13 protein-coding genes and 1 pseudogene are annotated in these 14,822 nt (G+C 37.5%); 9 read left to right on the top strand and 5 right to left on the bottom strand.

Annotated elements, in window-relative coordinates:
• The first annotated feature begins 2 nt into the window (after positions 1-2).
• Positions 3-623 carry a peptidylprolyl isomerase gene (locus CWB66_RS05200; protein WP_077535719.1) on the top strand — a complete coding sequence of 207 codons (621 nt, stop codon included), beginning with the start codon at positions 3-5 and terminating at the stop codon, positions 621-623.
• A 50-nt stretch (positions 624-673) separates the two neighbouring features.
• Positions 674-2,053, top strand: coding sequence for an AmpG family muropeptide MFS transporter (locus CWB66_RS05195; protein ID WP_138584570.1), 1,380 nt, complete (start codon positions 674-676; stop codon positions 2,051-2,053).
• Positions 2,054-2,132: 79 nt separating this feature from the next.
• On the opposite strand, the gene CWB66_RS05190 is transcribed toward CWB66_RS05195, so the two are convergent.
• Positions 2,133-2,372: a helix-turn-helix domain-containing protein gene (locus tag CWB66_RS05190; RefSeq protein WP_077535721.1), complete on the bottom strand. Its 240-nt coding sequence runs from the start codon at positions 2,370-2,372 to the stop codon at positions 2,133-2,135.
• A gap of 450 nt (positions 2,373-2,822) precedes the next feature.
• Between CWB66_RS05190 and CWB66_RS05185 the strand changes: the two genes are divergently transcribed.
• Entirely contained in the window at positions 2,823-3,011 is a 189-nt protein-coding gene (locus CWB66_RS05185; protein WP_077535722.1) for a hypothetical protein, read from the top strand.
• 49 nt (positions 3,012-3,060) lie between these two features.
• Here CWB66_RS05185 and erpA read toward each other — a convergent pair whose 3' ends face one another.
• From erpA to CWB66_RS05170, 3 genes are all read right to left on the bottom strand, one after another.
• On the bottom strand, positions 3,061-3,399 hold the full coding sequence (gene erpA / locus CWB66_RS05180) for an iron-sulfur cluster insertion protein ErpA (RefSeq protein ID WP_077535723.1): 339 nt from the start codon (positions 3,397-3,399) through the stop codon (positions 3,061-3,063).
• A gap of 413 nt (positions 3,400-3,812) precedes the next feature.
• Positions 3,813-4,589 carry a substrate-binding periplasmic protein gene (locus CWB66_RS05175; RefSeq protein WP_138584569.1) on the bottom strand — a complete coding sequence of 259 codons (777 nt, stop codon included), beginning with the start codon at positions 4,587-4,589 and terminating at the stop codon, positions 3,813-3,815.
• Between the two features lie 10 nt (positions 4,590-4,599).
• Positions 4,600-5,787 carry a porin gene (locus CWB66_RS05170; RefSeq protein ID WP_138584568.1) on the bottom strand — a complete coding sequence of 396 codons (1,188 nt, stop codon included), beginning with the start codon at positions 5,785-5,787 and terminating at the stop codon, positions 4,600-4,602.
• A gap of 96 nt (positions 5,788-5,883) precedes the next feature.
• Here CWB66_RS05170 and CWB66_RS05165 point away from each other — a divergent pair, with 96 nt between their 5' ends.
• The 6 genes from CWB66_RS05165 to CWB66_RS05140 all read left to right on the top strand — a co-directional run bounded on the left by CWB66_RS05165 (position 5,884) and on the right by CWB66_RS05140 (position 14,543).
• Positions 5,884-7,764: a methyl-accepting chemotaxis protein gene (locus CWB66_RS05165; protein WP_138584567.1), complete on the top strand. Its 1,881-nt coding sequence runs from the start codon at positions 5,884-5,886 to the stop codon at positions 7,762-7,764.
• Between the two features lie 182 nt (positions 7,765-7,946).
• Positions 7,947-9,629 carry a chloride channel protein gene (locus tag CWB66_RS05160; protein WP_077535727.1) on the top strand — a complete coding sequence of 561 codons (1,683 nt, stop codon included), beginning with the start codon at positions 7,947-7,949 and terminating at the stop codon, positions 9,627-9,629.
• A gap of 15 nt (positions 9,630-9,644) precedes the next feature.
• Positions 9,645-10,079, top strand: a complete 435-nt coding sequence (locus CWB66_RS05155) for a CopD family protein (RefSeq protein ID WP_007376116.1) — start codon at positions 9,645-9,647, stop codon at positions 10,077-10,079.
• A gap of 116 nt (positions 10,080-10,195) precedes the next feature.
• Positions 10,196-11,212 (top strand): aspartate carbamoyltransferase, encoded by a 1,017-nt coding sequence (locus tag CWB66_RS05150; protein ID WP_077535729.1) that lies wholly within the window; start codon positions 10,196-10,198, stop codon positions 11,210-11,212.
• 33 nt (positions 11,213-11,245) lie between these two features.
• A complete protein-coding gene (gene hemL, locus CWB66_RS05145) occupies positions 11,246-12,526 on the top strand; it encodes a glutamate-1-semialdehyde 2,1-aminomutase (RefSeq protein ID WP_138584566.1) in 1,281 nt (426 codons plus the stop codon).
• Between the two features lie 175 nt (positions 12,527-12,701).
• Entirely contained in the window at positions 12,702-14,543 is a 1,842-nt protein-coding gene (locus CWB66_RS05140; RefSeq protein ID WP_138584565.1) for a methyl-accepting chemotaxis protein, read from the top strand.
• 51 nt (positions 14,544-14,594) lie between these two features.
• Here CWB66_RS05140 and CWB66_RS05135 read toward each other — a convergent pair.
• Positions 14,595-14,822: pseudogene (locus tag CWB66_RS05135) on the bottom strand (IS4 family transposase); the annotation flags it as partial.

The following is a 14,822-nucleotide window of genomic DNA, read 5'->3' as shown; positions in this document are numbered from 1 at the left end:
TTATGAAACGATTTTTTCTAGTCGGCTTAAGCCTATTTTTTAGTATTAACAGCTTAGCGGCACAAGAAGGCCGCTTTGTGCAAAAAGATAATATTTTTCCGCGCGTCGAAATCGTAACCTCAATGGGCAGTATAATTGTCGAGCTTGATCGCTCAAGAGCGCCCATTACAGTGAATAATTTTTTAACCTACGTGTCGGACAAAAGCTACCAAGGCAGTGTTTTTCATCGAATTGAGCGCGATATAGAAAATGAGCGCGATTTTGTTATTCAAGGTGGTGGCTACGACAAAGATTACGATGGCTTGCACGAAAACGATCCTATTTTTAACGAAAGTGGCAATGGCTTAAAAAACGATATGTACAGCATTGCTATGGCATACCAAGACAGAGAACCACACTCGGGAACCCGTCAATTCTTTTTCAATATGGATAATAACGATCATCTAAATCCAAACAAAGATTGGGGTTTTGCTGTTTTTGGTAACGTAATGGACGGCTACGACACACTTGATAAAATTATGACTGTAGAAACAGGATTCAACGAAAAAATTGGTTATGACTTTGTACCAAAAACACCGGTTGTTATTTTAAATATTAAATTACTTGAGCAAACACCATTATAAATTTTTTAAGAGCAGCCTAGCTGCTCTGCATCTAAGCCAATGAAGGCCCTATGAGCAAAACTCTCTCAATCAGCGAATACATCTCTTATTTTAAAGATAAACGCCTAATCAATATTTTTATATTTGGTATGAGTAGCGGCTTTCCATGGGTGTTAATTGGCTCAGTGCTGTCGGCATGGTTAAAGGATGAAGGCTTAAGCCGCAGCATGATTGGCTTATTTGGTATTGTATTTGGTGCCTATAGTATCAACTTTTTATGGTCGCCTCTAATTGACCGAACCAAACTCCCCTTTTTATATAAGTGGTTAGGCCAACGTCGCAGCTGGATACTATTGTGTCAAAGTTTTATTTTAATTGGCTCCTTATTACTAGCAGGGCTTGATTTAAAAGCTAATTTGGCAATGGTTGCTGCAATTTGTTTGTTGATCGCAATTGCCTCTGCAACACAAGATATTGCAATTGATGCATTTAGAATAGACACACTCAGTGAAAGCGAATCTCACAAGACTACGGCAGCCGCTGCAATGGCGACATCTGGTTGGTGGACTGGCTATGCGCTTTTAGGCGCAATTCCGTTTTATATGGCGGATATTCCTTCTCTTGATTGGCCACAAATTTACTATTTTCTAGCCGCTGTAATGTTACTGTTAATGAGTGGTGTACTATTCGCAAAAGAGCCAAAATCAAACAGAGAAGCAGTACACGCTGAGCTTGAGCGCGTATACCTTGAAAAACTATCATCAACAAAACAAACTCCTTTTACAAGAACCATCGCTTGGCTTGCTGTCACAGTTATAGATCCGTTTAGAGCGTTTTTTACTAAAAATGGCGTTAAAACAGCACTCGCGCTATTGGCCTTTATTTTCTTATTTAAAATAGGTGAGGCATTTTTGGGCCGCATGTCTATTGTGTTTTATAAAGAAATTGGCTTTAGTAATAGCGATATTGCTACATTTTCAAAAGTAGGCACAGCCGTACTGACTATTATATTTACCTTTGTTGGCAGCTTATTTAATCAAAAATATGGCATTGTTAAAGGTTTATTTATAAGTGGTATTGCAATGGCGGCATCAAATTTAGCATTTTCGTGGATTGCGTTAGTTGGTCCCGATTTAAGATTGTATGCCTTTGCTATAGTTATTGATGGTTTTACACAAGCATGGTCGCTAGTCGCAATGGTAGCGTTTATTTCAATGCTATGTGATAGAGCATTTAGTGCAACACATTATGCGTTATTAGCATCATTAGGAAACTTAGGAAGGACATTACTTTCTAGCTACAGCGGTGTGGTAATTGATGATTGGTTAGCGGGTAATTGGTCACTGTTCTTTATTCTTACAGCGTTAATGGTTTTACCATCGCTGATATTTTTGTATTTAATTAGGCATAAGCTATATGAGCTTGAAAAGAATTACCATGAGAATAATTGAGGTATTTAATGCATCCCTGCATTAATTTATTGCTTAGAACATTTAAACGCCCCTTAAAACAAACTAAGCAACTTTATCGTTAATCAGCTTTAAGTAGACTTAATGCTTCATGCGGATCTGCTTCTAGTGCAGTACAATAACGAACAAATTCAATTACATCTAAACGGCGTTCTTGATTTTCAATTTTACCGATAAATGAATGAGGTGTACCTAGCACTTGTGCTAGGCTACGCATTGTATGGCCTTTTTCTTGGCGTTTGCTTTTAAGCCATTTTGTTAGCTTTGCGTTTTCTTCTGAAGAAACGGTCTTGCCCATCATTTTACATCTCCTACTCGATGATTTGACATACCCATAAAAGCGGTAGTCTATCAATAGCTGTAGGTAAGCAAGCAGCGATACTCAATGTTACTTCAATAGCAATACAGCTAATTAAGCACGTGTTGCTACTTACTTTTACCCACACAGCTAAAACTACGCTAATAATGTGGTATAGGTTTGTTTTTAAAAGAATGAAATTTTGCCCGTCTCACTCTTGGATACATTATATACTATTAATACTTTCGTTGAATAATTAATTACATACTCGGTACAAGTTTGAGCATGCTCTAATATTTATAAAAGCTGAATATTCATCCTAAGTTATCAGAAAACATTAAAAAATTATATTTTTCGGCTACACATTTTTTATAAATATTTATGATAAATTTATTTCATTTTACTGGTACAGGTTTATTATTAAGACATAATCAGCGCGACAAAGGTTAAATAATGTTCAGATTACTTTTTTTATTACCTATCATATTATGTTTAGGTTGGTACTTTTTTTTGCGCCATAACGGTGTGCCTATTAAGCAAGGTAAAAAAGGCTTTATGTATATTTTAGCTTTTTCTGTATTTGTACTTGGTTTTTTTATATTAATAATGCAAATAACTGAGTACGCCCCAAGCGATTTTTAGGCATTAAAAAAGCCGCAAAAGCGGCTTTTATTTCGACCTTAGCTCATGATTAAACGCTAAAGCTTGCACCACAACCACAGGTTGTTGTTGCATTTGGATTAGATACAAAAAAACGAGCACCTTCAAGGCCCTCAGTATAATCAACCTCGCCATCAACTAAATATTGAATGCTCATAGGATCAACCACTAAGGTGACACCATTTTTTACTATTTCTAAATCGCCTGGATTTGCTTTTTCATCAAAAGTAAAACCATATTGAAAACCTGAGCAACCTCCACCAGTTACATAAACACGTAGTTTAAGTTCAGGGTTTTCTTCTTCATCGATTAACTGCTTGACACGAACTGCAGCCGCATCGCTGAACTTAATTGGTAATTCGTCAGACATTTTAAACCCCTCAATATCGCAATAGCATGATTATCCAATACCCGAGTATTTTAATCAAGTATAGCCTTTACTTGCTAAGCACTTCTTATCCTTAAAGTAGGTAACTGTAAAAAATATCCCCCTCATTGCCGCAAGTACATCCGGTGTTATAAATACAACTGAAGAATTTATATTAGCGTACTAAGACTTTGCTTAAAAGCACCAGAGAAGCCTATAGATACAATAAATATGGGGGTTATTCAGCAACGTAAGCACTCAGGTATGACTATTGTTGGTTAAACATAATTAATAACTAAAAGTCGCTTAGAGTAAAGCTCAGTCAACAATAGAGTGTGAAATTATGTAAGAAAATTACCTAGCTGGAATTGATAAGAACATAAAATGTTGAAATAACAAACGATAAACTATTTGCTTTACTCAGTTACTGATTCATCTATCAGGTCAAGTAAAGCCCTATTCATTCTTTTTATAAAATCGTCTTTATATGGAGAGGTAAATTCACGGCTAAAGCCTATGTGTGCAGTTCTGTGATTAATTTCATCTTTCTCTATAACCGTAATCGCAGCATATTGTGGGTAGCTTTTTTTTACGCTTTCTAGTTCATACTGTGTGGCTTTTCTATCATTAACATAGCAGTCTATTTTATTAGTAAGTAACTTTATGACATTAGCTTCTGTACTTTTATTTTCCCATAATTGAATACGCCCTTGTGTTATTGCCTTTTTATAACGTTCATCCAGCAGCAAATAACCTGCATTCATTCCTAAATGAACACGTTTATTAGTAGCCGAATTTAAATTTAACGTAGCTTTTAAATCAATATTTTCACGACAATAAGTCACCACAAACTCAGTGCCTAATGCCACCGAATATGATGAAATAAAAGGCCTTGAATCGTAATGTAAATACGGGGGAACTACCGCTATAACATCACCATTTTTTACGGTAAGCAGTGCTCTTTTCCAAGGCATCGGTATTATTTTAACGTCGTAATCTAGCTTTAGTTGATCGCCAGCACGTCTCAATAAATTAATATAAACCCCTTTTAATTCACCTCTTTCTAAATAGCTATATGGTGGATAATCATCGTCAGCTAATATAGTAACATCGACTTTGCTGTTGCTTGTAAATGTACATACAAACAGCAGTAAACTCATTGTCAGTGTTAAAGGTTTTTTTAGTATATGCATGTTTTTACTATTAATAGCCCCACACTTGTGAGTAGTCGTAGCGAAACCCTACAGAGAATGAACTAAAATCAGCTAAATAATCAAAGTCTCGGTAAAGGTATTCAACATGTAAACGTAAGTTTTCTGCTGGCAGCCATTCAAGAGTAAGGTTTGCGCCATTATAATTTTGCGTTTGAGCTGCTTGGTGGCCATCATCAAAGTCAAAATAACCCATTTTTACTTTATAATTTTTGCTCAGCGGATAAGCCATTGACACATCAAGCGTATGCCCATTTCTATCTATACCTAAATCCCGATTGTATTTTTTAGCCTGGTAGCCTAGGGCAAAGTAAAAACCGCTATCAAAAGAATAAGCTAAAGATCCGCCAACAATATTATTGTCACCCAATTCTTGTTCATTCTCATATATACCTTTATTGGTATACGTTAAAGCAACATGCAAGTTATCTTTGTCGTAACTTACCCCACCATTAATAAGGTCACTTTTATTATCGCCTTGTGTGCCATTAAACTGACTAACTAACATCCATGTAAAATCGCCTTGTTTAATCTGATAAGTAAGAAGGTTATCAACAAAAAAAATACTTTCCGGATCATATGCAAAAGGACTGTTGCCGTGATTAAAAATATCGACATATTCAGCAATAAACAAATATTGAGCTGGTCGCTGCTTTCCTAGTCCAACTTTGCCGTATGGGCTGTCTATTGCAGCATATACCTGTCGTGCATTACCAAAATTGCCGTTATTTGATAAATCAATGCCCCATTCACCGTGTAAGATGCCTTGCCATTGCTGATTAAATTCCACAGTCGACTTAATTCCAGCATGAGAAAGTGCATCTTTTACGTCCCATGACGCTTCATTTCCCTCATCGATGTAGCCAAACGTTGGCCTAACTGTCGCGTATACTTTTATATCTTTTTTGGAAGGAATATTTTTAATGTTTTGATCTGTAGAAATAGATATCTGCTTTTGAGGCCGTTTATCTTCTGAATTTTGCGCCCCCACCTTTTCAAGGACTTCAATTCTCTTATTTATCGTTTCATACTGGACGGATAAAGAACTTAAAGCAGACAATTGAGTACGAATATCCGCTAATTGCGACTTTAGATCCTGTAACTCATCTTGCTCATTTTGTGCCTGCACCAAAGGAGCGCATAATGCAGTAAACAAAAAACAAATACTTTTTTTTTGCATAAAAAGACTCAACTATTTAAACTTTTTTTAAGTGTAGACTATATTTATTTATGCATAATAAAAATAATTGCCTATTTAGCTAAAGAGTGAAACCTTATGAAAATTAGAACAAAGTTCTCAATCGCTTCCGGTATTGTAGTATTTATCGTCATTTCACTACTTGCAACAACAACATATCTACTCGTTCAACAAACGCTAAAAAAATCCACTACAGCTTATATACAAGATAATGCGTCGCTACTTTCACAAAGTATTGGCAATTGGCTTATCAGTAAATCAGCTCAGCTCAATGTTCTAAAAAAACACATTGAGTCAGACTTTTCGAAACAAAACTTTCAGTCTGGGTTAGAAAACCCAGCTTTTACAGACGATTTTTTATTAATGTTTGGCACATTAAATGACGAAAAAGAACTACGCTCAAATAATAAAAACAGAGTAAATCCGCCTGGTGTTGATTTCAAACAAAGGCCGTGGTTCAAGTTAGCTAAAGACAATGAAATGATTTCTTTTACCGCCCCTTACACTGATGCGGCAACCAATAAATTATTACTTTCGGCTGTAACCGCAATAAATACTGCAGATGGTTTTCAAGGCGTTATTGGAGGAGATCTTGGCTTAAGCGATATCGCTGATAGCGTTAATACCATAAACTTTAATGGTAATGGTTTTGCATTTGTTGTTGATGGCTCAGGTAAAATAATCACTCACCCTACAGCCAATTTAAGTAATAAGCAGACACAAGACATTTATCAACAATCCCCAAAACAGAGCAAGCAGATTTTAGAAATAGAACACGAAGGAAAAACTAAACTCTTATATTTTTACCCCATTGGTGATGAAATCGGTGTTGACTGGTCTGTAGCCATGTTATTAGATAAAGACAAGGTCTATGAATCACTTACCGTATTCACTATTCGCACATTTTTTATCGCTATCATTAGTATTACTTTTTGTGTTTTAGTATTTAGAACCTTAATTAAAATTTTGCTTAAACCACTTGACGAGTTAGAGCATGCTATTAGTGAAATTGCATCTGGTGGCGGAGATTTAACGCAGCGATTAAAAATAACCTCTGAGGATGAATGTGGTGTTGTTGCTAAAAGCTTTAATCGATTCTTATCATCCTTACAGGAGCTTGTAAGTGGTGTTATTAATAAAGCAAATAATGTCGAAGAACAAAGTGCAGCTGCTAAATCCTTATCGACAGAATCAAGTAAGTCACTTAATGACCAATATTTATTAATTGATAGCTTAGCGACTGCTATTAATCAAATGAGTACGACATCTGCAGAAATAGCATCCAGCGCACAAGAAGCGGCAACGTCAGTCACCTCAGTTAATAATTCAACAAGCTCTAGCAAAACACTTTTTGAGAAGACAACCTCAGACATTACCGATTTGTCTAATTCTATCTCGAATTCACAAGAACTAAGCAACCAACTAGCAGAGCATAGCAATAGTATTGAGCAAATATTATCTGTTATTAATAACGTTGCAGAACAAACAAACTTACTTGCCTTAAATGCAGCGATTGAAGCAGCAAGAGCTGGTGAATACGGACGGGGGTTTGCAGTCGTTGCGGATGAAGTAAGAACACTCGCTTCAAGAACACAAAGTTCAACAACAGAAATTAAATTAATGATTGAGCAAATTCAGTTATTTTCATCTAAAGTTCAACAAGCAATGGAAAAAAGCAAAACGAAAGCGACGCTGTGCGTTGAACAAACCGAAATAGCGAATCAATCACTCAATACCATTTCGATGTCTGTAAAAGATATTATGGATAGAAATTACCAAATAGCCGCAGCAATCGAAGAGCAAAGTACTGTTATTGAAGATATAAATAAAAGCACCATTGATATTAAGGATATTAGTGTGCAAGTTGATGAATACGCTAAGGAGCAATTTGAGACAAATACTAGCTTAGCTGAAAACGTAAAAGACCAACAAGACTTACTTAAAAAGTTTATTGTTTAAGATATATTGATCTTTTAGGGTTAAATTTAATCCTGAAAGATCATTTTGATAAGCAATAACAGAGTTAACATACTGATTACCTTTTGCCACAAGAGGTCTTTGCACAAAACTCTAAAATCAAAAGGACTTAGTGATAAGCTTTTGCTAAACTGCACGCTGAAAATGCTTTGAGGAAATAATGCATGTGGCTTGAGCAGCTCAGGCGTCGGCTGGCAAAACCTAAAACATCTGTACAATTATGCTTATTAGGCGTAGTTGCCGGATTGATTGCTGCATTTTTTATTATTTTATTTCGTTTAACCATTCTATTTTTCCAAAGCCTATTTTTAGAAACGCCTGACGACTTTACTACCTTACCTACTCTTGAGCGCGTTTTAATGCCACTAATAGCGGCACTTTTAATCGCATGTTTTGCTGCATTTACTGGCTTTAAACATTACCGTTTAGGTATTCCCTTTGTTATTCATCGTATTAAACGTCATTACGGACAAATGCCACTTTATAATACTGTAAATCAGTTTGTTGGTGGCGCACTAGCCCTTATTAGTGGCTTTTCGGTCGGTCGAGAAGGTCCTTCTGTTCATATGGGTGCCACAGGCGCGAGCATTTTAGCTGATAAACTTCACTTACCTCATAATGCAATGAGGACATTGAGCGGGTGTGGTGTTGCAGCCGGTATTGCTGCATCATTTAACACGCCTCTTGCTGCCGTTATTTTTGTAATGGAAGTCGTACTTAGGGAGTATAAAGTCCATATATTTGTGCCTATTATGCTCGCTGCGGTGACCGGCGCACTAGCTACTCAGTTTGTATTTGGTGAAGGCTCTGAGCTGGCACTTATTACAATAGCGCCATTGAGTGGTTGGCATTATCCGTATTTAATATTATGTGGTATGGCATTAGGTGCTATTGCATTTAGCTTCAATCAAAATTTAATGTTAATTATTAAAACATTTAAACCTTTAAGCATGTTTCCTCGTTTACTGATTGCAGGGTGTATTGCTAGCTTAATTGCATATGCAGTACCTCAAGCAATGGGCTCAGGTATGAGTGCAATTACTATTGCGGTTGAATCTCCTGATAACGTAAAATTACTCACCACTATTTTAATTGCTAAATTACTCGCTACGCTATTTGCAATTGGTTTGGGGATTCCCGGTGGGTTAATTGGCCCTGTGATTGGGCTTGGCGTATTAGTTGGAACTCTGATGGCTTTTTGTGCGCAATTTATTAGCCCTGGCACTGATATAGCGGGTACTTATGGTGTTTTGGGAATGGCTGGATTAATGGCCGCAACCCTGCATGCTCCCCTTGCAGCCTTAACAACGGTTATGGAGCTAACATCATCACCTGAAATTATCGTACCGGCCATGCTTGTTATCACAACAGCCTATGTAACCGCATTACAGTTTTTTGGTAATCGCTCTATATTTTTACAACAACTCGATTTTCAGGGGTTGCCGTATCATGTGTCTCCCGCTACAGAGGCCCTACAAAAAGTCGGCATAATGGACGATATGGATGAAGATTTTAAATTACTGTATTCAGACGATAAAGAGCAAATAAAAAACACCCTTGATGCAATGGACAGCCAAACGCCACTGATTGTATTTGATGAGGAAAATGGTTATAGACTTGCAGAATATGACTTAAGTTTAATGTCGGACCAAGCGATTAATTTAAACTACGTTAGCCTGCAAGGCATTAGTAGCCAAGCAACCCTAGCTGATGCATTCGATATATTAAAAGATAAAAGAAGTGGTGCATTGTACGTTTACAATCTTTTAGATAATCAACAAATTATGGGCCTATTACGCTGGGATCAAATTCATCATATTCTAACCATTCGTAACAGCTTACTTTAAACAATAAGGAATAGTATGAGCGCATTACTAATTTATAAAACCTTGCATATATTTTTTATGATTGCGTGGTTTGCCGGCATTTTTTATTTACCAAGATTATTTGTCTACCACGCAATGAGCGAAGAAAAATCGTGCAACTCTATGCTTAAAGTAATGGAGCGTAGGCTACTTTATTTTGTGACTCCATTCGCTGTTTTAACAGCTGTATTTGGCGTTTTAACCATTGTTGAATATGGCCGTGACTGGTTTAGATACAGTATGTGGTTACATTACAAACTCGTACTGGTGATTATTTTATATATATACCACGGTTACTGTTTTAAGTTATTAAGTGATTTTAAGCATGATCGAAATACTAAAACCGACCGATTTTATCGAATTTTTAACGAGCTACCGGTTATTGCGCTACTCATAATAGTGGCATTAGCCGTGATAAAGCCAAGCTTGTAAAATTGCTATTGCGCTCTAATGAGCACAAGTAACGTTTTAATTTTGTTATAATATGCGCGATTGCGTGCCCCATTTTATGGATTATCGTGCCCTTTTGAAAAACTAGGAATAACCCCATGTTAAGTTTCCAAGGTGAAAACATACTCTCTGTTAGTCAACTAGACAGAGACTGCATTGAACGCATTTTTGCAGTTGCTAAAAAAATGGAGCCTTACGCTAAAAAGCAAAAGCGTACCAACGTACTTGAAGGTGCTATTTTAGCTAACTTGTTTTTTGAACCAAGCACACGTACACGTGTAAGCTTTGGTACAGCGTTTAACTTACTCGGTGGTTTAGTTCGCGAAACAACAGGTATGCAAAGTTCTGCGCTTGCTAAAGGTGAATCTCTATACGATACAGCACGTGTTATTTCAGCCTATGCAGATGCCGTTGCTATGCGCCACCCAGACTCGGGGTCAGTCAGCGAATTTGCTACGGGCTGCAGCGTACCGGTAATTAATGGCGGAGATGGTCCAAATGAGCACCCAACTCAAGCATTACTTGATTTACTTACAATCGAACGAGAACTCAGCCGGTTTGATCAAAATATCGACGGCATGCATATAGCCTTAGTAGGCGATTTAAAATACGGCCGTACCGTACACTCGCTTTCAAAACTGTTGTGCCATTATAAAAACATAAAATTTTCGATGGTTGCTCCAGATGGCTTACAAATGCCTGATTACATTTTAGATGCAGTGGATAACGCGGGTCATAAAATTGAACTAGTAAATAAAATGGAAGGTAATTTAGCCGCCGATATTGTTTACCAAACACGTATTCAAGAAGAGCGCTTTCCTTCTCAAGAAGAAGCAAATAAATACCGTGGTGGATTTAGAATTAGCCAATCAATTTACAGTGCACACTGTAAACCTAACTCTGTACTTATGCATCCTCTACCGCGCGATAGTCGCATTGAAGCCAATGAGCTCGATAACGACTTAAACACTAACGACAATTTAGCTATATTTCGCCAAGTACAAAATGGCGTATTAATTCGTATGGCACTGTTTGCTTTAACACTCGGCGTAGAAAACAAAGTCGAGAAGTATGAAGTAGACGTACCTTGGTTTAGCCGAAAACGCGATAGCTAAACCCCTTTCAAGTGACAATTTATAGGATTTTTCATGACAATTAGCCAAGACTTATTTGAACGCGCTCAAGCCTCAATTCCAGGTGGCGTAAATTCGCCAGTTCGTGCTTTTAATGGTGTAGGCGGTACGCCGCTATTTATTACTAAAGCAGAAGGTGCGTTTACATTTGACGCCGACGGTAATCGTTATATTGATTATGTGGGCTCTTGGGGTCCAATGATCATGGGCCATAACCACCCAGCCATAAAGCAAGCCGTTCATGAAGCGGTCGAAAACGGCCTTAGTTATGGCGCGCCCACTGAAGCCGAAATTTTAATGGCTGAAAAAGTAAAAGAACTAGTTCCATCAATCGAAAAAGTCCGTATGGTAAGTTCTGGCACAGAAGCGACTATGAGTGCAATTCGCTTAGCCCGTGGTTTTACGGGTCGCGATAAAATATTAAAATTTGAAGGATGTTACCACGGTCATGCTGACTCGTTATTGGTAAAAGCTGGCTCTGGCGCACTAACAATGGGCGTACCTAATTCACCAGGCATTCCTGAAGATTTTGCTAAGCATACGCTTACGGTATCATTTAATAACTTAGATGAAGTAAAAGCTATTTTTGCAAAATATACAGACGAAATTGCCTGTATTATTGTAGAGCCAGTCGCCGGTAACATGAACTGCATTCCACCAGTACCAGGCTTTTTAGAAGGTTTGCGTGATGTCTGTAACGAATATAAATCGGTGCTTATTTTTGATGAAGTAATGACAGGTTTTCGTGTTGCACTGGGTGGTGCACAAGCCTATTACAACATTAAACCAGACCTTACATGTTTAGGTAAAGTTATTGGCGGTGGCATGCCTGTTGGTGCATTTGGTGGTAAAACCGAAATAATGGATTATATTGCGCCTGTTGGCCCTGTATATCAAGCCGGTACACTTTCAGGTAACCCTATTGCGATGGCAGCAGGTTTAAAATCACTTGAGTTATTAAGTGAACCTGGCCTGCACGATAAATTAGAAGCTATTTCTAAAGCGCTTTGTGAAGGCTTTGAAGTCGGCGCTAAAAAAGCAGGCATAGCGCTAACAACCAATTACGCTGGTGGCATGTATGGCTTCTTTTTTACTGATGCTGAAAAAGTAACAACCTACAAACAAGCTACTGAGTGCGACCTAGAACGCTTTAAACGCTTTTTCCACCTTATGCTTGAAGAAGGTGTTTACCTAGCGCCATCAGCTTTTGAGGCGGGTTTTGTATGTGCTGCACACACTGAGCAAGAAGTACAAGAAACAATAGCGGCAGCTGAACGCTCATTTGCTAAGCTTTAATATAAAAATTATTTTTTAGAGTTTTAACCACTTGTTTTTGCAGCATGTAATTAAGACTAAAGATTGAAAAAAGCCCGAAAGGGCTTTTTTTATTTGTAAAGTACTATAAATGAATGATAATTGAGGTAATCAAGGTCTACTTATCTCATCCATTACAAAATAACAAGAGAGTCTTATGTCAGGATTACGACAATTTGCAGCGCCTGCAATTAAACTAATGGCTAATTTAAAATATAAAACAAAAATAAGCCTGATGTTTGGCATACTATTACTTCCTCTTGCATTGAGTTTGTTTTTTTTGGTCTCCTTACTAAGCGATAGTATTAACGTCTCAAAATTGCAGCAGCAAGGCTTAAAAGGCTACCGTGCGATTCTTAGTAATCAAATTCAAGGAACAAATGAGAAAAACATCGCTATTGCACAAAAATTAGGGTTTACAGTAAAAAATAATCAAGCTGATGATGTGCTCGAGCTTGTTTCAATTCAGTCTAACTTAGCGCTCGACAGCCAACTTGCCAGTTCTTATGTTAATCGTGCTTTAGTGACGCCCATTCCAGCATTAATAATGCAGATAAATTTAACAGCAGCAAGTGCAAATACAGTAATTAATAATAACCAGTTTACACCAGATACTTTTATAGCACTTTCAAACTTAAATAAGTCATTACCACTGTATGAAAAGCAATTAGATAAGACATTAAGTGTAGCAACCGCTTCAGAAAAATCAGTTGATAAAATATTAGCACCAGCTTTAAAGCAGTTACAAAGCGCTGTGTATGCATTTAAAAATGCAATAGATAAAAAACTGCTTGAACCAGATGATCTAGAACTAAACAAAGGTGAATTTACGCAGCTAACAAATGATGTTCATAATAGTATTAATGCATTAATTGATAAAAGCATTCCAACATTAGAGTCCTTAGTAAGTGAAAAGCTACAAATCCAACAATGGACCCGTGATATCGTATTAGCCGCATCGGTTATAAGCCTACTTTTTGCTTTTTACTTAATGATTGGTTTTTATTTTGCTGTCGTAGATACAATTAACCGCTTTGCAGAAGCGGCAAATAGAGCAGCAAACGGCGACTTGAAAGCAACACTTGAATCAAATGGCAGTGATGAAATGAGTACGATTGCATTACAGTATAATGCCCTGCTTAATGCATTTTCTCACTTATTATCAAATGTAAAAACAAGCACGATAGAACTTTGTAGTGCAACTAAATCATTATCGCAAGCCAGTAGCCAAACTAGTGATGATGTTAGCAAACAACAAATCCGTGTAAACGCTATCCACAGCGCATTAAGCGATATGGCTCAAAGCGCACATACTGTTGAAGAGTCAGCGCATCAAGCAACACTCATAGCTCAAGACGCCGCAGCACACGTTAAACAAGGTTCAAGCAATACCATGGAACTTGCTAAATATATGCAAGATTTGCAAATTGAATTTGCAGAAAGCCAACAAGCTCTTGATAAACTGGCGCAAGATAGTCAAGAAATAAGTAAAGTAAGTAAAGGGATCAGCGAAATTGCAGATCAAACAAACCTACTAGCACTTAACGCCGCCATTGAAGCGGCAAGAGCCGGTGAATACGGACGAGGCTTCGCCGTTGTTGCAGATGAAGTAAGAACGCTTGCTCAGCGAACACAAACTCAGACTCAAGAAATTCATCAAATTATTACCTCTTTACAGCAAGCATCTGACGACACGCAACAGAAAATGCGTTCGAGCGTAGACAAAATGGAACAATCAGTAAAAGCGGCCACTGAGACCAATACGGCATTACAAAGCGCCGAACAAAGCATGGGCAATATAAAACACCAAGGTGAAGTGATCTCTGAACGTGTTAAGCAGCAGTCAAATGCGACAACACAGGCACTTAGAGACTCACAAGAAGTAAGCAATTTAGCGGATCAAACATTAAACTCGGCTCAATCAACTTTACAAGATGCACAACAGTTAAGTCGCCTATCGAACGACTTAACAAAATCAATGGGCTTCTTTAAATCTTAATTAAAGTTAATTGCAATGAGGAAATAACGACTACTATTGGGCTAATGCCGTTCACTTAAGGTGAAAGGCTTTTTTATTTCTAGCGTACCCTGCGGTCTAGGCTTGACTGAACGAGGAAAACTTCGCCCCCTTCGAGGCTCTAGGTGTTGAATAAGGTAATCCAACAAGCAACCTCATTATTTGAGCTAAACTACCATTGAAACTGAGTTGGTATGGTAAGTAATCACTTTTTAATGTGTGGCACATTTTTACCATCTAATATCGCACCATATTATAAGT

This window comes from Pseudoalteromonas sp. S558 (genome assembly GCF_005886635.1).
In the GTDB taxonomy this organism is placed as follows: Bacteria; Pseudomonadota; Gammaproteobacteria; order Enterobacterales; family Alteromonadaceae; genus Pseudoalteromonas; species Pseudoalteromonas aliena.
Note: the sequence above shows the minus strand (reverse complement) of the source record. Positions and strands in the feature narration are given on the sequence as shown.